Source organism: Qipengyuania sp. SS22 (assembly GCF_025736935.1).
Lineage (GTDB): Bacteria > Pseudomonadota > Alphaproteobacteria > Sphingomonadales > Sphingomonadaceae > Qipengyuania.
The window spans coordinates 1596437-1614060 of the sequence record NZ_CP107048.1; the positions used below are offsets into that span (position 1 = coordinate 1596437).

Sequence of the window (17624 nt, forward strand, 5' to 3'; positions counted from 1 at the left end):
GTATCTACTCCCGTGAATGGTCCGAAAGGCGCCCCATGATGGCCGCCACGTAAAGTTGCGTTTCGCGAATGCGCGGAATGCCCCCCGCGCGGATAACGCGGCCCGGGCCGGCGTTGTAGGCGGCCAGCGCCTTCTCGAGATCGCCATCGAAACGGTCGAGCTGTTCGCGCAGATAGCGTGCCCCGCCCTCGAGATTGGCGGAGGGATCGTCGGGATCGACGCCGAGGTCGCGCGCGGTGCCGGGCATCAGCTGCGCCAGGCCGCGCGCGCCGACCGGCGAAACCGCATTCGCGCGCCAGCGGCTTTCCTGCCATACCAACGCCTCGATCAGCGTCGGGCTGAGATCGAACCGTGCGGCGAGTTCGGCCACCTTGGCCTGGTAGTTGGCGGGGACGAGACGCGCATGCTCGCCGGGATCGGCAATCGCGATGTCGGGCACGAAAATTTCCGCGGGTACTTCGGCCACCGGCACGGCAAACCCCGGCTCGACCGGGGCAGCAGCCGGCCCAGCGTCACCGCCGGCAATCCAGCGCGCGCCGTCGGTATCGATCTCCATAACATCCGCTTTCGCTTCGAAAGCGGTAAGCGCGGCGCAGGACAATCCCATCACCAGCGCCAAGCGTGCCAGAATCATTGCACCCTCCGTCCGGCCCCATTGGGCATACTACATGACAGGCGGGTGACAGAAAGCCGAATATCGCGGGAAAGTATTGCACCGGAATATGAAAAGGCCCGCCTCCCGGTAAGGAGACGAGCCCAATAGTGCGGCGATCTCGCGAAGATCTACCGGAGCGACAAGGCGTAATACCGGGCGAATTCGCCCTGATCGAGCATGGCCAGCGCCTTGCGGGCGAGGCGGCGCGAATCCACCCATTCACCGGCAGCGGTTTCGAGCTCGACACTGTCGCGCGCGCCCGCAGCGGCTTCGAATTCGGTCCGCGCCGCATCATAGTCGCCCATGCGCGCGAGCGCGATTCCGTGATTGATCAGACAGGCCGGATCGGCCTCGGCTAGCTTGTCGCAGTTTTCAATCGCCTCGCGGGCGGCGCGATTGTCGTTCGCGACCAGTTCCTCGTAGCCGACATCATAGCCGGTCTGGGGCCCCGGGACCGCTTCGACCGGCCCTTGTGCCAACAAGGCCAATGCAACGCTTGTGATGATCGCCATGACAGCTCTCCCTATTCATTTCGTGGGAGCAGATATGACCCCTTGTTACGATCGCTGCAATAAAACTGTAACGTTGTCATATTTGTGCAATCTGATGGCCAATCCGGCTTTTTTTCGCAAAGCCGTTCGGTTCGTCGCACTGAGCGTCGGATTTGCAACATAACAGTCACGAACCGACAAAAACTGTCACGAAGCACCCCTAGCGGACGAGTCGCGATCAACGACTTCGCATTCTGATTCATTCGGTTTTTGAGGGGACCGCTACCCGTGACCAATTTCCATCGTTCGCTCGTCCTTGGCTGCTCTCCTCTGGCTCTCGCCAGTTGCGGCGCCGACGAAATCGTCTCGCCGGGTACCGGCGGTGACGTGATCATCAATAATCCCACCCCGGCACCCACGCCGACCCCGACGCCGACGCCGACGTCGGCCCTGGTCACCCCGGCAGCGGGCTGCCCAACGATTTCGGATCCGGCCGGCCTGACCGATGACAACACCATTTCGGGGCCGACCGGTGAATACCGCGTCTGCACCCTGCCCGCGCGCTTCACCGCTTCCTCGACCCTGCCCTACATCGAAGGCCTGCTGTACCGCATCGACGGCCGCGTCGATGTCGGCACCGATGGCGGAGCTGCCGATACGGGAGTGGATACCGATGTCGAACTGACCATCGAGCCGGGCGTCGTCCTGTACTCGGCCGGTTCGGGCTGGCTCAACGTCAACCGCGGCAACACGATCGATGCCAACGGCACCGCCGCCCGTCCGATCATCTTCACCAGCCGTGACAACGTCCAGGGGCTCAACACCGCCAATTCGTCGGGCCAGTGGGGCGGCGTCGTCCTGTCGGGCCGCGCTCCGGTGACCGATTGCATCGCACCGGGCGCCGCGTCCGGCACCACCGCCTGCGAACGCCAGGTCGAAGGTGCGGCGCAACCGGCGCTGTTCGGTGGCGCAACCGCCAACGACAGCTCGGGCAGCATGAGCTTCGTCCAGATCCGCTATTCGGGCTTCGTCCTGTCGGGCGATAACGAATTGCAGGCGCTGACCACCGGCGGCGTCGGTTCGGGCACCTCGCTCAGCAACATCATGAGCTACAACAGCTCGGATGACGGCGTCGAATTCTTCGGCGGCCAGTTCAACGTGCGCAATCTGATCGTGGTAGGCGCCGAAGACGACGGCCTCGACACCGACACCGGCGTCAAGGTCGACATGCAGAACGTGATCGTGATGCAGCGTCCCGGCGTCGGCGACACGATCATCGAAGCCGATTCGTCGAACGGTCTCGAAGAAGACACCCCGCGCCAGAACACGCGGATCTCCAACGCTACCTTCGTTGCCAACAGCGGCGTGGGCGACCAGGCGGTCCGGATCCGCGGCTTTGCCGACTACACGATCGTCAACTCGATCCTGGTCGACAACGAAGGCACGACCCCGTGCCTGCGCATCGACAACACCGAAACGCTGAACCGCGCTACCAACGCGGCGATCGACGAAGCCGGTCCGGTGGTGTTCAACTCGTTCGTACTCGACTGTGCGGTGGACTTCCGCGACAGCTCGGGCGGGGTTACCGGGGCCAATATCGCAACCCGCTACAACGCCGGTGCGGACAATGATGCGGCCTTCACCAACACGCTGACCATGGGCTTCGTCAACGGTTCGAACGAAGACGCCATAAGCGTGTTCGACCCGACCGGGTTCTCGTCCTTCTTCCAGCTCCCGACCAGCATCGGCGCCGTCTATGCGGGCAACGATACCTGGGTGAACGGCTGGACCTGCAACTCGGCCACCGTGACGTTCGACGCCGCCGCGTCCGACTGCGCGAGCCTGCCCGTCTACTAATCGGCACGACAGGCCGCGGGGCGCACGCATGATGCGCGTCCCGCGGCCTTCTTCGCCTTTCGCATCGGAGCCGTCGCAGGGCTCCAGCACAGTTTTCCGACCTGACTATGAGGGGGTCTCGAACCATGTCGACCGGCAAGCAGCTTTCCGCGCTGCTCCTGCTCTCCACTGCGCTCGCCTTTCCTGCCGGAGCCGCATTCGCCCAGACGGCGAGCACCGGCGCCGAAGGCGTACCCGCCGATGAAGATCCCGCGACCGACGCCGTGATGGCGCAGCAGGCCGAGGGCATCGACGACACGCCGCAGGAGGAAGCGTTCGAGCAAGCCGAGATCTCGGTCCCGGGCGGCGCGATCGTGGTCACTGGCCGCCGTCGGCAGGACGTCACTCGCTCCTCGTCGCAGGTCGTCTCGGTGCTCGACAGCGCCAGCATTGCGCGCACGGGCGAAGGCGACATCGCCGGCGCGCTGACCCGCGTCACCGGCCTGTCGACCGTGGGCAACGGCCTCGTCTATGTCCGCGGCCTCGGCGATCGCTACTCGCTCGCGCTGCTCAACGGCCTGCCGCTGCCCTCGCCGCAGCCGCTCAGCCGCGTGGTCCCGCTCGACATCTTCCCCACCAGCGTCATCGCCTCGAGCTTGGTGCAGAAGACCTATTCGGCCAACTTCCCCGGCGAATTCGGCGGCGGCGTCATCAATCTGACGACCCGCGCGGTGCCAGATGAGAGCTTCGTCAAGATCAGCGCGGGCATTTCGGGCGACACCGAAACTACCTTCGGCACCGGCTACACCTATTTCGGTTCGGACTACGACTGGTTCGGTTTCGACGATGGACGCCGCGACCCCGGCCCCGACCTCCAGTCCTTCCTCGACAGCGGGCAGGCGATCAACGATCCGGACGTCGACCAGCAGGCGATCCTGACCGAACTGGGCGATCCCAATCTGATCCTGCTGCAAAGCACCGATGAACTGCCGGTCAATTGGTCGGGCGGCATCACCGCGGGCACCAGCGTCGACGTCTTCTCCGATGGCGTCTTCGGCGTGATCGCGACCGCTTCGCTCAGCAACAAGTACCGCAATCGCTACATCACGCGGCAGGCGGCGCTGAACGGCGATCTCGACCTCGACCAGACGGGCAACCAGTTCCAGACCGACCAGCGGATCCTGGCCAATGCCATGCTCGGCTTCGGGCTCGAAGTGGGCGAGCACCGGTTCCGCCTGACCAATCTCTACATCCGCGATTCGCTCAAGCGCGCGTCACTGGCGCAGATTTCCGACCTGACGGACGACGATGACGATCTGTTCCAGAACACCGGCTGGTACGAACGCGAGCTGATCGACACGCAATTCGTCGGCGAGCTCGAATTCGGCGATCTGTCGATCGACCTGCGCGGCGGGTATGCGCAGACGCAGCGCGAAGCCCCGAACGAATGGGAATTCGTCTATTCGCGCGATCTGAACCCGACCGGCGGGTTCGACGACATCTACCTGAATTTGCAGAACGGCGGGCAGCGTGGCCGGTCGACGGTCGCCTTCTCCGACCTGACCGAAGACCTCTATTATGGCGGCGTGGACGTCAGCTACCAGCTGGCCGACTGGCTGGGCGTGACCGTCGGCGGCGCCTACACCGATACCGAGCGCCTCTCGCGTCGCCGCGAGTTCGACATCCGGACCACCGGCGCCTACCCGCTGGCGTTCGGCGCCTTTCGCCCGGACAATCTGCTCGGCGATGCGCTGATCGAACTGGGTTACGACACCGAAGCGCAAGCCGCTGGCGGGATCGGGCCGTTCTCCTACACCATCATCGAAACCACTGCCGCCGACCCCGCCTTCTCCGCCGGGCTCGAGATCAAGGCGGGTTACGTGCAAGCGCGGGTGGCTCCGGTCGACCGGCTGTCGCTCGATGTCGGTGTGCGTTACGAAGACGCCACGCAGCAAGTCGTGCCGCTCGGTCTCGACGGGCTGCCCAGCGGTTCGGCCAATGCGACGCTGCTGAACAATGACTACTGGCTCCCCGCAGCCACGCTGACCTGGGAGCTGACCGACAGCCTGCAGGCGCGCATCAACGCGTCGAAGACCATCGCGCGGCCGCAGTTCCGCGAACTGATCCTGCAGACCTATTACGATCCCGAAAGCAACCGCCAGTTCACCGGCAACCCCGGCCTGGTCGACAGCGAGCTGACCAATTACGAAGCGCGCGTCGAATATTACTGGGGCTCGGGCAGCAAATTCAGCCTCGCCGGGTTCTACAAGGACATCACCAACCCGATCGAGGTATTCTCCAGCTTCAACGACAACACCGTAGTCAGCCGCTTCGCCAATGCGCCGCAGGCCGAGCTCTACGGTGCGGAAGTCGAAGTCCAGTGGAACAAGGACCTCTATTCGCTGGGTGAATGGTGGGACAGCAAGCGCTTCGTCGCGATTGCGAATTACACTTACACCCAGTCCGAAATCAGCGTGCAGCCGGGCGACGTGGTCAACGTGCCCGAGCTGGGCGGGTTGCAGGCCGCGACCAACTTCTTCGAAGACGGCACCGCGCTGACGGGCCAGTCCGACCATATCGCCAATGTGCAGCTCGGCCTCGAGGATCTCGACCGCGTCAGCCAGATGACCTTCCTGTTCAACTACGGCAGCAAGCGCGTCATCAGCCGCAGCACGCTGTCGCGGCCGGACATTCTCGAAAACCCCGGCTTGACGATCGATTTCGTCGCGCGGCAGGGTTTCGAACTGGCCGGGACCGACATGGAAGTGAAGTTCGAGGCGCGCAACCTGACGGGGCGCGACCATTTCGAATACCAGACCACCGGCACCACGCGGATCGAGAACAACAGCTACGATGTGGGCCGCAGCTTCAGCCTGTCGGTATCGGCCGAGTTCTGATCACGCGAGCATACCCCTCGGAAAGGGCCGCCTTCGGGCGGCCCTTTCTCGTTGATGCACGGCTAAATTTGGGTGGAAAGCGGACGAACCCGCGTGACCTTCACGAAGGACTAGCCGAGCTTCGTTCCAGATGGTCTCTGGCGAAGCAAAAGGGCTGCAACCGCGGTCGACATAAGGGCGATCGCAAATGCGAGCCACCAGGCAAGCCCGAACTCGCGGCAACCTGTATAAGTCAGCACTCCAAATACCGCGAAGAACGCGCTTTGATATTTGCGAATGAAGTTGACTAGCAACGTGCGCCCCCGATCCGGTAGAGTGCAGGTAGAACTAAGCCGGGCCAATGAAATCCGCAATCGGGTCGTCAGCCGAACGACCGCTTTCGCCCGATGCTTAGTCGTAGCTGTCGTAGACATACCCCAGCGAGCGCACCGTCCGCACGCGCTCGCCCGCGCCGACCTTGCGCAGCGCGCGGCGCAGGCGGCCGATCCATACGTCGACCGTGCGTTCGTCGATCGGCGGTTCCTGCTTGCCGAGTGCCGCGATCAGATCGCCGCGCGACAGCACGCGGTCGGGGTTCTGTGCCAGGAAATGCAGCAGGCGGAATTCATTGGGGCGCAGGTCGAGCGCCTGCCCGTTCCACCGCGCCTGCAAGGCTGCGAGATCGACCAGCAACGCGCCCAGCTCGAGCCGTTCGTTGACGCGCGGCTGCGCACCGCCGACCTGCAGCGCCATCACCCGGTCGAGCACCACGGTGCGATCGATCGGGCCGACGATGTAGTCATCCGCCCCAGCCCGTAGCGCGCGGCGTTTGTCCTCGGCATCGTCCTCTTCGAGCACAATGGTGATATGCGCGTCGTCCATACGCGCGTCCGAGCGCAAGCGGCGACACATTTCGAGCCCCGACAGATCGGCCATTACCCAGTCGACAAAGGCGCAGACCGGCCCCTCGACCAGCCGCCGCGGGCCGTCGGGAAAGAGCCGCGCGAAAGCATAGCGCAAATCGCCATTGTCGAAGTCGGGAAAATCGCCCGCCACCGGGTCTGTCAGGAAGATATTGATCGTTCGCACGCTGCAGTGTCCCACCCAGTCAAGGGCAGCGATGCCGCAGTCATGTGACCTGTTTGTGACCTGATTTGCGCGTTTGTAACACTTTGGGAAAAGCGCGCGATTTCCTATTCGGCGACCTGCGATAGCGACCAGTCGCGCGGCACGGTGGAGACCACGCCGACCGGGGTTTTGGGCAGATAGGGCTGTTCGAGCCGCGCGACCTCGTCATCGCTCAGGCCAAGGTCCATCGCGGCCACGGCGGCGGCGATATGACCGTCCTTGGTCGCGCCGATGATCGGTGCGGTGACATCCTTGGCGAAGTGCCATGCCAGCGCGACGCTCGCGCGCGATACACCGCGGTCTGCGGCAATCGCGCCGACCGTCTCCACGATTGCGCGATCCGCCTCTTCCTGCTGGCGATAGAGCAGCTTGCCGAAGCCGTCGGTCTCGCTGCGCACGGTGGTTTCATCCCATGCGCGCGCGAGCTTGCCCCGCGCGAGCGGGCTCCACGGGATGACCCCTACGCCCTGATCAGCGCACAGCGGGAGCATCTCGCGCTCTTCTTCGCGGTAGAGCAGATTGACGTGGTTCTGCATCGAAATGAACCGTGTCCAGCCATTCGCGCGGGCCACTTCCTGCGCCTTGGCGAACTGCCAGGCGAACATCGACGAGGCGCCGATATAGCGCGCCTTGCCCGCCTTCACGATGTCGTGCAGCGCCTCCATCGTTTCCTCGATCGGCGTGGCATCGTCCCAGCGGTGGATCTGATAGAGATCGACATAGTCCATCCCCAGCCGCGTCAGGCTGTCGTCCACCGCCTGCATCAGCGCCTTGCGCGACAGCCCGCCCGCATTGGGGGCCTGCTGCCAGGGCAGGAAGGCCTTGGTCGCGACCACGATCTCGTCGCGCCGCGCGAATTCGGGCAGCAGGCGCCCGATCACCTCTTCCGAGGCGCCGCGCGAATACATGTTCGCCGTATCGAAGAAGTTGATCCCCGCCTCCACCGCCTCGCGAATGAAGGGGCGGCTTTCGTCCTCGGAAAGCACCCAGTCTCCGTGCCAGCCCTTACTGGTATCGCCATAGCTCATGCAGCCCAGGCACAGCCGCGATACCCTGAGACCCGAGGGCCCGAGATTGACATAGTCCATGATCGTATCCCCTTTCAGGAGCAGGCCGGTTTTCAGGCGAGCGTCATTCCGCCATCGACCCGGATGGTCTGCCCGACGATCTAATCGGCCAGCGGCGAGGCAAGGAACAGCGCTGCCCCGGCCATGTCCTGCGGGGTGCCCATCCGCCCGGCCGGGATCCGCGCCACTGCACCCGCCGCACGTTGTGCGTTATCGGTGGTGACCTTGGTCAGCTTCGTCGGGACGAGGCCCGGTGCGATGCCGTTGACGCGAATGCCCTCCCCCGCCCAGGCCTGCGCCAGACTGCCCACGAGACTGACCGCGCCCGCCTTGCTCGCAGCATAGGCCGGGTTGCCCAGCATGGCGTGGTACGCGCCGACTGAACTGACGACGATCAGCGATCCGCCCCGCTCGGCCAGCCGGGGGCGGACGATCCGCGCGCAATCGATCAGCGAGTTGAGGTTGACCTCCATCACCGCATCCCAGCCGTCGCGCTCGAATTCCTCGCGGGAATAGCGCACCGTGCCCTGGCACAGGACGACGACATCGAGCCTGTCGGGCAAGGCAAAGCTGGCAGTGGCGGAGGCGTCCGACACGTCGAGCCGGTGGAAGGTCAGCCCCGCCAGATCGCTGCCTTCGGAGGCCGTATAATCGGATGCCGCCGCACGGGTCCCGGTCACATGGACCAGCGCGCCGTGCTGGCGGAAACCCTGCGCGATGCCATTACCGATCCCGCTCGACCCGCCGATGACGAGCACGGTCTTGCCGGAAAAATCGAACGGGTCGGTCATGTGCTGTGCCTCCTCAGATCGAGCGGCTGATCACTTCCTTCATGATCTCGTTGGTGCCGCCGAAAATGCGCGTAACACGCGCATCGCGCCACAGCCGGGCAATCGCATATTCGTTCATGTAACCCGCGCCGCCATGCAGCTGGAGCGCCATGTCGCAGGCTTCCCACTGCAGGTCGGTGTGCCACAACTTGGCCGCGCTGGCCTCGTCGGTGGTGAGCTCGCCCGCAAGGTGCTTCTTGATCGCCCAGTCGAGATGCGCCCAGCCGACCTGCAGCTTGGCCTTGAGGTCAGCGAGGACGAATTTGGTGTTCTGAAACTCGAATACGGTCTTGCCGAATGCCTTGCGGTCCTTGGTGAACTTGACCGCCTCGTCGAAGGCACGCTGTGCGGCGGCCTGTGCGCCCACCGCGATGCCGAGGCGTTCCTGCGGCAGTTCTTCCATCAGGTGGATGAAACCCCGGCCTTCGCCGCCAAGGATATTGGTCATCGGCACGCGCACGTCGTTGAAGAACAGTTCGGAGGTGTCGGCCGAATGCTGGCCGATCTTGTCGAGATTGCGCCCGCGCTCGAACCCTTCGGTTCCTGCATCGACCAGCACCAGCGAGGTGCCCTTGGCCCCTTGCGCGGGATCGGTCTTGGCCACGACGATGACGACATCGGCGTTCTGGCCATTGGTGATGTAGGTCTTTGACCCGTTCACCACGAGATGGTTGCCATCCTTGATCGCAGTGGTGCGGATGCCCTGCAAATCGCTGCCCGCGCCGGGTTCGGTCATCGCGATCGCCGAAATCACATCGCCCGAGACCATGCCGGGCAGGTATTTCGCCCGCTGTTCATCGGTGCCGAGGCGTTCGATGTAATTGGCGGTAATGTCGTTCTGCAGCGTGAATCCGGCCGAACTGCCGAGATAGGACAGCTCCTCGCAGAGCACACAGTTGAAGCCGAAATCGAGGCCGAGCCCGCCGTTTTCTTCCTTGACGGTGGGGCATAGCATGCCTGCTTCGCCCAGCGCCTTCCATGCGGAGCGCGGGACGATGCCTTCCGCCTCGTGCTGGTCGAGATAGGGGATCATGTGTTCGGCGAAGACCTTGCGCACGGTGTCGCGGAAGGCCTCGTGATCGTCATTATAGGCGGTGCGATAGCTGGTATCGAGCATGGTCCGTCCCCCTCAGGCGTCGAGGAAGCCGGCGAGGCGCTGGCGAATGAGCACTTCGGCTTCGGCCATGATGCCGTCGATCAATTCCTTGCAGGTGGGGATGTCGTTGATGAGGCCCGCTACCATGCCGCACGACCAGGCGCCTGCATCCATGTCGCCTTCGGTCATGATCCGCGGATAGACGCCCGCGACTTCCTCGATGATATCCTCGAACTTGAGGTCGGCCCCCAGCTTGCGTTCTTTTTCGAGCAGGCGTTCGACGGCATCATTGGTCATCACGCGTTCGGTGTTGCGCAGCGGGCGCATGACCAGCCGCGTGTCGAGCTCGCTCGCCGCGACGATCGCCTTCTTCACGTTCTCGTGTACCGGCGCTTCCTTGGTGGCGATGAAGCGCGTGCCCATGTTCATGCCTTCGGCACCCATCGCGAGGCTGGCCACCAGGCTGCGCGCATCGGCCATGCCGCCGCTGGCGACGAAGGGAATGTCGAGTTCGTCTGCCGCGCGCGGCAGCAGGATCATGTTGGGAATGTCGTCCTCGCCCGGATGGCCGCCGCATTCGAACCCGTCGACGCTGACCGCATCGCAGCCGATCGACTGCGCCTTGAGGCTGTGCCGCACGCTGGTGCATTTGTGGATCACCTTGACCCCGGCATCCTTGAAGAAGGGCAGCACCTGTGCGGGATTGTTGCCCGCGGTTTCGACTGCCTTCACCCCGCCGTCGATGATCGCCTTGACCAGACCGGGATAGTCGGGTGCGTTGACCGTCGGCAGGAAGGTCAGGTTCACGCCAAACGGCTTGTCGGTCATGTCCTTGCAGCGCGCGATCTCATTCGCGAGCTTCTCGGGCGTGCCCAGCGTCAGTCCGGTGATAATGCCCAGTCCGCCCGCATTCGAAACCGCCGCAGCCATTTCTGCAAAGCCGACATAATGCATGCCACCCTGGATGATCGGATGCTCGATACCGAACATTTCGGTGATGCGGGTTTTCATGTGCTGTGCCTCTTCCCTTGGTTGCTTTTCGCAACGGGTATCGGCGCAGGCGCGCTGAGTCTAGCGCTTCGCCAAGGCTTCGAGCGCGTCCAGCAATTGGGCACCGCTCGCCGTAAGGGAAAGTTCGTCGCCGCTACGCTCGGCCAGGCCTTCGCGTTCGAGGTCGTCCCCGGTGGGCGCGCGCATGACGCGGCCATAGCGTCCGCCGTGATAGATCAGCGGCTCGACCTCGCGGCGGTCGAAATCGACCACTTCGCCGAGGAAGATCGCATGGTCGCCGCCCTCATATTCGAACCGTGCGGTGCAACCGAAGCGGGCGGCATAGCCATCGAGCTGCGGCGCGCCTTCGGGTCCGTCGGGACAATCGATCCCGGCGAACTTGTCCTCGCCGGGGCGGGCGAACAGATCGGACATGGGTTGCTGGTCGGCAGCCAGCACATGAACCGCCCAGCTGGAGGCATCGCGGAACACCGGCAGCGTGCCCGAACGCAGCGACAGGCTCCACAGCACCATCGGGGGATCGAGGCTCACCGAGTTGAAGCTGTTCGCAGTCAGCCCGAACGGGCGCCCCTCGGCGTCGCGCGCGGTCACGATGGTGACGCCGGTGACAAAGCTGCCGAGCGCATCGCGGAATGCCTGGGGATCGAACATGCCCGACCCAGCTAGTCCCGCCCCGCAATTTGGGCAACCTTCAGCACGCGTGATGGCGCAGACTTTTGTCGCTCGGGGCAGCATCCTTGCAGCATTGCTGTGGGCCGATTTCGCAACTGCAGCATATCGGGTCTTCGCAAGACTGCCCGTCTCTGTCATGTCGAGCGCCAGATTTTTGGACCTGGAGACCCACCCGCAATGACCGATGCCGAACTCGCCGCCCACCTCGCCAATGTGGCGGGCAAGATCCTCATCGAGGTACGCGAGAGCGGGATGTTCGCGGGCAAGGCGCTGGGCAAGGCAGGCGACGAGACCGCCAACCAGTTCCTCGTCCATGCGCTGCGCGAACAGCGGCCCGAGGACGGGTTGCTGAGCGAGGAAAGCAAGGACACCGACGAACGTCTGTCGAAGGAGCGCGTGTGGATCGTCGACCCGGTCGATGGCACACGCGAATATGGCGAGGCGCGGACCGACTGGGCGGTGCATGTCGCGCTATGCGTGAACGGCAGGCCCGAAATCGGCGCGGTCGCGCTGCCCGGGCTCGATGTGGTCCTGCGCACCGATGCCCCGGTCACCGTGCCCGCAGCTGCGGAAACGCCGCGCATGGTGGTCAGCCGCACTCGCCCCGCCGCCGAAGCGGTCGCGGTGTCGGAGGCAATCGGTGCAGAACTGGTCGGCATGGGTTCGGCAGGCGCGAAGTCGATGGCGGTGGTCCGCGGCGAGGCGGAAATCTACCTCCACACCGGCGGCCAGTACGAATGGGACAGCGCCGCCCCGGCAGCGGTTGCGCTCGCGCATGGCCTGCACGCCAGCCGTATCGACGGCAGCCCGCTGGTCTACAACAATGCCGACACCTACATGCCCGATCTGCTGATCTGCCGTCCCGAATGGGCGGACCGGGTGCTGGAAGAGGTCGGCAAGCTTAACTGAGCAATTGCCGAACTGCCGGGCGTCAGGCCTCGACCTGCGCCAGCAGTTGGCGTGCGCGCGATAGATGCGGGCGGTCGAGCATGCCGCCCTTCCAGCCAATGGTCCCCGCTGACGGATCGGCTTCGAACAGCTCGACGATCTCGCGCGCTTCGGCGATCTCTTCTTCACTCGGAGTGAAGGCCTCGTTGATCACCGGCACCTGCGCGGGGTGGATCGCGAGCATCCCGCGATAGCCCTGGCGGCGCACCTCGATCGCGCGCTTGCGCAGCGCTTCGAGATCGCGGAAATTGGTATCGATGGTTTCGACCGGCACCACTTCGGCGGCCGCTGCGCCCAACAGGCACAGGCTGCGCGCCAGCTTGTAGGTAAAGGCGAAGTCGCCCTCGAAATCCTTATTGCTCTGCGCGCCGAGCGAATCGGCAAGATCTTCCGCGCCCCAGGTCATCGCGGCGAGCCGCGGGGCACCGCCGTAATCGCCAGTGGTGAACATGGCGGCGGCGGTTTCGGTGACCAGCGCGATCACCGGTGTCGATCCGGGCGCAATGTCGTGTTCGGTTTCGAGCGCGGTCATCTGCCGGTCGAGTTCCTCGACATCGTGGCGCCCGCGCGATTTGGGCAGCATGATCCCTCCGGGCCGGGCAGGCATGATCGCGGCGAGATCGTCCGCCGTCCATTCGCCGTCGAGCGGGTTGATCCGCACCCACAGCCGTTCGCGCTCCGCCGCGCTCTTGCCGGCGAGGAATTCGGCGATCGCGGCGCGCGCGCTGACCTTGCCGCTCTCGACCACCGCATCTTCCAGATCGAACAGGACGATATCGGCGTCGCCCTCGGCGGCCTTGGTCATCTTCTTCACGCTGTCGCCCGGGGCGAACAGCCAGCTGCGCATGCGGATTTGCGGTTTGGATGCTTCGGTCATGCGCGTGCTTGAGGCGAAAGCCATCGCCTGCGTCAAGCGCAAAGCGCCGTGCCGTAGCGTCCATGCGGTAGTGCTTGCCCGCTTTCGGTTGTCCGGTATGGTGCGACCACCCGGAGAGCGCGCGATTCCCCATATTGGAGAACGCGCGGGGTGTGGAGAGGAGAGCAAGAGGTGCGGCACCAGCCCCGCCACGGGAGCGGCGTCCATGCGGCGCATTTTCCGAATATCGGGTATCCTGCACAGGCGCCGCGGCAGTGAACCGCGCCGATCCCGTAGCCGCGCCTGCCGTGCCGAACCTCTCGGCAGCGACCCGCATTGCCTATGGCACGGGGGCGATGGCCAATGGGGTCAAGAGCGCGGCCTTCTCCAGCTATCTGATGCTCTATTTCAACCAGGTGATCGGCGTGCCCGCCGGGATCGTCGGCACCGCGCTGGCGTGCACGCTGCTGGTCGATGCGATCGTCGACCCCCTCCTCGGCCGCTGGGCGGATGTCACCCGGACGCGGTGGGGCCGCCGCCATCCGTTCATGTATGCCGCAATCGTGCCCACTACGCTGCTGTTCTATTGCGCGTGGTTTCCGCCCGACGGGATGAGCCATCTGCAGCTGGGCCTGTGGATCTTCGCCTTCGCAGCGGGGACGCGCGCCGCGATCAGCGCGTTCGAGATCAATTCCTCCGCCATGGCCCCCGAATTGAGCACCGATTATGCCGAGCGGACACGGCTGTTTTCGCTGCGCTACTGGTTCGGCTATTCGGGCGCCTATGGTTTCACCGCCTTTTCGCTCGCTTTCATCTTCGTCGAAAGCGAGGCGTTTCCGCGCGGTCAGCTCAATCCCGCAAGCTACGAGAATTTCGCGCTGCTCGGCGCGGTGCTGATCTTCCTCGCGATGATGATCAGCACACTGGGGACGCACAACCGCGTCCCGTATCTGCGACAGGCCGAAAACAGCGCGCCGATGCCCGCGGGCCAGCACTTGGGCGAAATGTTCGCGGCCTTCCGCAACCGGGCGTTCCTGATCATCTTCGGCTTCGGCGTGCTCAAATATACCGCGATCGGCCTCTACAGCGCGATGAACCTCTATTGGGACACCTATCTGTTCAAGCTCGACGTCGGACAATTGGCCCTGCTGACGCTCGCCAGTTTCGTTGCCGCAACCATCGCCGCGCCGGTGGCGCCGTGGTTCTCCAGGCGGATGGGCAAGCGCAACTCCAGCATCGTCTTCGCCATCACCGGTATCAGCATTGGCCTGTCACCGCTTTACCTGTCCTATTTCGACCTGTTCTGGGTACCCGGCGATGCGCTGCTGCTGCCCGCTCTGTTCACCATCGGGGCGATCTACATGGCGATGATCGCGATCAGCCTGATCAACACCAGCGCCATGCTGGCCGATGTGGTCGAGGACAGCGCGATCGAAACCGGCAAGCACACCGCGGGTACCTTCTTCTCCGCATCCAGTTTCATGCAGCAATGCTCCACCGCGCTCGGCCTGTTCTTTGCCGGCTGGCTGTTGGCGGCGGCGGAGTTTCCCGAACGCGCCGACCCCGCAACGATTGCCGAAGGGCTGGTGGACAGGCTGCTTGTCCTTTACATCCCCACAATCCTTTGCCTGTGGATTGTCGGCGCGCTGATCCTGCTGTTCTATCCGATCAGCCGCGCCCGCCACGAGCGCAATGTCGAAATCCTGCGTGCCCGCGAAGCCGAAGCGCGCGACCAAGTGCAAAGCAATACCCCGCTGGGCGGCCCTGCCCGGTAGGATGACACGAGAAAAGGAGAGGCCCATGGCAACCCAGCTAGAACCCGATGTACACGCCGACGAGGAGGCGTTTCGCACCGAAGTGCAACAATTCCTCGCCACCCATTTCACCGACGAGCTCAAGGGCAGCGCCAATGCGCTGGCCGGAGTCGACGGCCCGACCGATGAAACGCCTGCACAGACCAAATGGCGCGAAGCGGTGGGCGAGCGCGGCTGGGGCACACCGACCTGGCCCAAGGAATATGGCGGCGGCGGCCTGACCAAGGCGCAGGCCAAGATCGTCGACCAGGAATTTGCCAAGGCCGGGGCCTACAACCCGATCGGCGGCATGGGCGTGATGATGTTCGGCCCGACGCTGCTCGAATATGGCAACGAGAAGCAGAAGCAGGAGCATATTCCGCCGATCTGCCGCGGCGAAATCCGCTGGTGCCAGGGCTATTCGGAACCCAATGCCGGGTCCGACCTCGCCAATCTGCAGACCTTCGCCGAAGACAAGGGCGACCATTACATCGTCAATGGCCAGAAGACCTGGACCAGCGGCGGCCAGTGGGCGGACAAGTGCTTCGCCATCGTCCGTACCGACAAGAGCGACAAGCACCGCGGCATCAGCTTCATGCTGCTCGACATGGAGGCCCCCGGCGTGGAAGTGCGTCCGATCACCATGATCAGCGGCACCAGCCCGTTCTGCGAAACCTTCTTCACCGACGTCAAGGTACCGAAGGAAAACCTCGTCGGCGAGGAAGGCCAGGGCTGGACGATCGGCAAGCGCCTGCTGCAGCACGAGCGGACCAATATTTCGGGCGGTGGCCGGTTGGCCAGCATGATGGGCCAGAGCCTTGGCGACATTGCCAAGAAATATGGCGACACCGACGCTCAGGGCGAATTGGCCGACAAGGTCCTGCGCGACCGGATCGCCGATTTCGAAATCCGCTGGAACAGCTTCCTGCTCACCGCGCGCCGCGCGGTCGAGGAAAGCAAGGCACAGGGCGGCGTGTCGGAAATCAGCTCGGTGCTCAAGAAACTCGGCACCAAGCTGAGCCAGGAACGCAGCGAACTGCTGATCGAGATCCGCGGCCTGCAGGGGCTCGGCTGGGAAGGCGACGAATTCACCAAGGGTGAACTCGATGCCGTACGCGGCTGGCTCTTCGGCAAGGCCACCACGATCTACGGCGGCTCGACCGAAATCCAGAACAACATCATCGCCAAGCGTGTGCTCGGCATGCTCGACCACCAGTAAGAGAGGGGAGCAAAGACAATGGCAGTTCTCAACGAAGAACAGGAAATGCTGCGCGACATGGCGCGCGACTGGGCGACCAACGAAAGCCCCGTGGCAGAATTCCGCAAGGTCCGTGCGGCCGGCGAACCGCAGGCCTATAACACCGGCGCCTATGCCACGATGGCCGAAATGGGCTGGGCCGGGGTGATCATCCCCGAAGCGCAGGGCGGCTCCGATTTCGGCTTCATGTCGGCGGGTCTCGTGGTCGAGGAACTGGGCAAGACGCTGACCGCCAGCCCGCTGGTCGCGACGACCATCGCCGCGAGCGCGATCATCCTCGGCGGGAGCGACGAACAGAAGGCCAAATGGCTGTCCAAACTCGCCAGCGGCGAAACCGTGGCGACGCTCGCGGTCGATGAAGGCGCGCATCACGATCCCTCCGCGATCGAGGCCAGCGTGTCGGGTGGCAAGCTGTCGGGCAAGAAAGCCTTCGTCCACGAAGCGCATGGTGCCGACCTGTTCGTGGTCGCCGCCAAGGATGGACTGTACCTGGTCGAAAAGGGTGACGGCGTTTCACTGACGACGCGCAAGCTCACCGACCAGCGCAGCCATGCCGATGTGTCGTTTGACGGCGCCGCGGCAGAGAAGCTTGAAGGCGGCGGCGACACGCTGCTCGACGATGTGCTCGACCGGGCGCGCGTGCTGGCGGCTGCCGAAATGCTCGGCATGGCGCAGCAGGTGTTCGACACCACGCTCGATTATCTGAAGCAGCGCGTGCAGTTCAACCAGGTGCTCGCCACCTTCCAGTCGCTCCAGCACCGCATGGCCGATCTGTTCGCCGATCTCGCGCAGATGCGCTCGGCGGTGGAAGCGGGCCTGCAGGCGGTCGATGGCGGCTTTGGCGTCGCCCGCGCGGCCACGGTCGCCAAGGCCGAGGCCAATCGCGTGCTGCACGTGATCAGCAACCAGGGTATCCAGCTGCACGGCGGCATCGGGATGACCGATGAATACGATATCGGCTTCTACGTCAAACGCGCGCGCGTGCTTGAAGCGAGCTGGGGTTCGACGAGCTATCTCAAGGATCGTTTCGCCAAGCTGGGTAGCTATTGAGCAAGACCTTCGCCCCTTCAGGCGAAACAACGGAGGCGCTCCCGGACACGGATGTCT

General features: G+C 64.3%; 15 protein-coding genes. 6 read left to right on the forward strand and 9 right to left on the reverse strand.

Going from position 1 to position 17624, the window contains the following annotated elements; translation table 11 throughout:
- Positions 1–4 precede the first annotated feature (4 nt).
- Together N6L26_RS07900 and N6L26_RS07905 are read right to left on the reverse strand one after the other, a co-directional pair.
- On the reverse strand, positions 5–634 hold the full coding sequence (locus tag N6L26_RS07900) for a lytic transglycosylase domain-containing protein (RefSeq protein WP_263605058.1): 630 nt from the start codon (positions 632–634) through the stop codon (positions 5–7).
- A gap of 149 nt (positions 635–783) precedes the next feature.
- Positions 784–1167, reverse strand: coding sequence for a hypothetical protein (locus tag N6L26_RS07905; protein WP_263605059.1), 384 nt, complete (start codon positions 1165–1167; stop codon positions 784–786).
- A 267-nt stretch (positions 1168–1434) separates the two neighbouring features.
- Here N6L26_RS07905 and N6L26_RS07910 point away from each other — a divergent pair, with 267 nt between their 5' ends.
- Together N6L26_RS07910 and N6L26_RS07915 are read left to right on the forward strand one after the other, a co-directional pair.
- The gene (locus tag N6L26_RS07910) at positions 1435–3003 is read left to right on the forward strand and encodes a hypothetical protein (RefSeq protein ID WP_263605060.1); all 1569 of its coding nucleotides are present in this window, start codon (positions 1435–1437) and stop codon (positions 3001–3003) included.
- A gap of 125 nt (positions 3004–3128) precedes the next feature.
- A complete protein-coding gene (locus N6L26_RS07915; protein ID WP_263605061.1) occupies positions 3129–5879 on the forward strand; it encodes a TonB-dependent receptor domain-containing protein in 2751 nt (916 codons plus the stop codon).
- A gap of 390 nt (positions 5880–6269) precedes the next feature.
- On the opposite strand, the gene N6L26_RS07920 is transcribed toward N6L26_RS07915, so the two are convergent.
- The 6 genes from N6L26_RS07920 to N6L26_RS07945 all read right to left on the reverse strand — a co-directional run bounded on the left by N6L26_RS07920 (position 6270) and on the right by N6L26_RS07945 (position 11641).
- Complete coding sequence (locus N6L26_RS07920) at positions 6270–6947, reverse strand: response regulator transcription factor (RefSeq protein WP_263605062.1); 678 nt, start codon at positions 6945–6947, stop codon at positions 6270–6272.
- A 104-nt stretch (positions 6948–7051) separates the two neighbouring features.
- Complete coding sequence (locus N6L26_RS07925) at positions 7052–8074, reverse strand: aldo/keto reductase (RefSeq protein ID WP_263605063.1); 1023 nt, start codon at positions 8072–8074, stop codon at positions 7052–7054.
- 80 nt (positions 8075–8154) lie between these two features.
- The gene (locus N6L26_RS07930; protein WP_263605064.1) at positions 8155–8844 is read right to left on the reverse strand and encodes an SDR family NAD(P)-dependent oxidoreductase; all 690 of its coding nucleotides are present in this window, start codon (positions 8842–8844) and stop codon (positions 8155–8157) included.
- Positions 8845–8857: 13 nt separating this feature from the next.
- Positions 8858–10000 (reverse strand): acyl-CoA dehydrogenase family protein, encoded by a 1143-nt coding sequence (locus tag N6L26_RS07935; RefSeq protein ID WP_263605065.1) that lies wholly within the window; start codon positions 9998–10000, stop codon positions 8858–8860.
- A gap of 12 nt (positions 10001–10012) precedes the next feature.
- A complete protein-coding gene (locus tag N6L26_RS07940; RefSeq protein ID WP_263605066.1) occupies positions 10013–10990 on the reverse strand; it encodes an NAD(P)H-dependent flavin oxidoreductase in 978 nt (325 codons plus the stop codon).
- Between the two features lie 60 nt (positions 10991–11050).
- Entirely contained in the window at positions 11051–11641 is a 591-nt protein-coding gene (locus N6L26_RS07945; RefSeq protein WP_263605067.1) for a flavin reductase family protein, read from the reverse strand.
- Positions 11642–11839: 198 nt separating this feature from the next.
- On the opposite strand from N6L26_RS07945, the gene N6L26_RS07950 reads away from it, so the two are divergent.
- Complete coding sequence (locus N6L26_RS07950) at positions 11840–12571, forward strand: 3'(2'),5'-bisphosphate nucleotidase CysQ (RefSeq protein WP_263605068.1); 732 nt, start codon at positions 11840–11842, stop codon at positions 12569–12571.
- A 22-nt stretch (positions 12572–12593) separates the two neighbouring features.
- On the opposite strand, the gene N6L26_RS07955 is transcribed toward N6L26_RS07950, so the two are convergent.
- Positions 12594–13487 carry an HpcH/HpaI aldolase/citrate lyase family protein gene (locus N6L26_RS07955; protein WP_263605069.1) on the reverse strand — a complete coding sequence of 298 codons (894 nt, stop codon included), beginning with the start codon at positions 13485–13487 and terminating at the stop codon, positions 12594–12596.
- A gap of 254 nt (positions 13488–13741) precedes the next feature.
- Between N6L26_RS07955 and N6L26_RS07960 the strand changes: the two genes are divergently transcribed.
- Genes N6L26_RS07960 through N6L26_RS07970 form a run of 3 tightly spaced genes read left to right on the forward strand, consistent with a single transcriptional unit; the run spans position 13742 to position 17567 of the window.
- Positions 13742–15241 (forward strand): MFS transporter, encoded by a 1500-nt coding sequence (locus N6L26_RS07960; RefSeq protein ID WP_263605070.1) that lies wholly within the window; start codon positions 13742–13744, stop codon positions 15239–15241.
- Between the two features lie 25 nt (positions 15242–15266).
- Positions 15267–16478 carry an acyl-CoA dehydrogenase family protein gene (locus N6L26_RS07965; RefSeq protein ID WP_263605071.1) on the forward strand — a complete coding sequence of 404 codons (1212 nt, stop codon included), beginning with the start codon at positions 15267–15269 and terminating at the stop codon, positions 16476–16478.
- Between the two features lie 18 nt (positions 16479–16496).
- Complete coding sequence (locus N6L26_RS07970) at positions 16497–17567, forward strand: acyl-CoA dehydrogenase family protein (RefSeq protein ID WP_263605072.1); 1071 nt, start codon at positions 16497–16499, stop codon at positions 17565–17567.
- Positions 17568–17624: the final 57 nt, after the last annotated feature.

Excerpts from the sequence above, each read along its gene's own strand:
- N6L26_RS07945 (WP_263605067.1), bottom strand. The coding sequence starts at position 11,641 with ATGTTCGATCCCCAGGCATTCCGCGATGCGCTCGGCAGCTTTGTCACC.
- N6L26_RS07970 (WP_263605072.1), top strand. The coding sequence starts at position 16,497 with ATGGCAGTTCTCAACGAAGAACAGGAAATGCTGCGCGACATGGCGCGC.
- N6L26_RS07965 (WP_263605071.1), top strand. The coding sequence starts at position 15,267 with ATGGCAACCCAGCTAGAACCCGATGTACACGCCGACGAGGAGGCGTTT.
- N6L26_RS07930 (WP_263605064.1), bottom strand. The coding sequence starts at position 8,844 with ATGACCGACCCGTTCGATTTTTCCGGCAAGACCGTGCTCGTCATCGGC.
- N6L26_RS07935 (WP_263605065.1), bottom strand. The coding sequence starts at position 10,000 with ATGCTCGATACCAGCTATCGCACCGCCTATAATGACGATCACGAGGCC.
- N6L26_RS07905 (WP_263605059.1), bottom strand. The coding sequence starts at position 1,167 with ATGGCGATCATCACAAGCGTTGCATTGGCCTTGTTGGCACAAGGGCCG.
- N6L26_RS07925 (WP_263605063.1), bottom strand. The coding sequence starts at position 8,074 with ATGGACTATGTCAATCTCGGGCCCTCGGGTCTCAGGGTATCGCGGCTG.
- N6L26_RS07900 (WP_263605058.1), bottom strand. The coding sequence starts at position 634 with ATGATTCTGGCACGCTTGGCGCTGGTGATGGGATTGTCCTGCGCCGCG.
- N6L26_RS07950 (WP_263605068.1), top strand. The coding sequence starts at position 11,840 with ATGACCGATGCCGAACTCGCCGCCCACCTCGCCAATGTGGCGGGCAAG.
- N6L26_RS07940 (WP_263605066.1), bottom strand. The coding sequence starts at position 10,990 with ATGAAAACCCGCATCACCGAAATGTTCGGTATCGAGCATCCGATCATC.
- N6L26_RS07955 (WP_263605069.1), bottom strand. The coding sequence starts at position 13,487 with ATGACCGAAGCATCCAAACCGCAAATCCGCATGCGCAGCTGGCTGTTC.
- N6L26_RS07915 (WP_263605061.1), top strand. The coding sequence starts at position 3,129 with ATGTCGACCGGCAAGCAGCTTTCCGCGCTGCTCCTGCTCTCCACTGCG.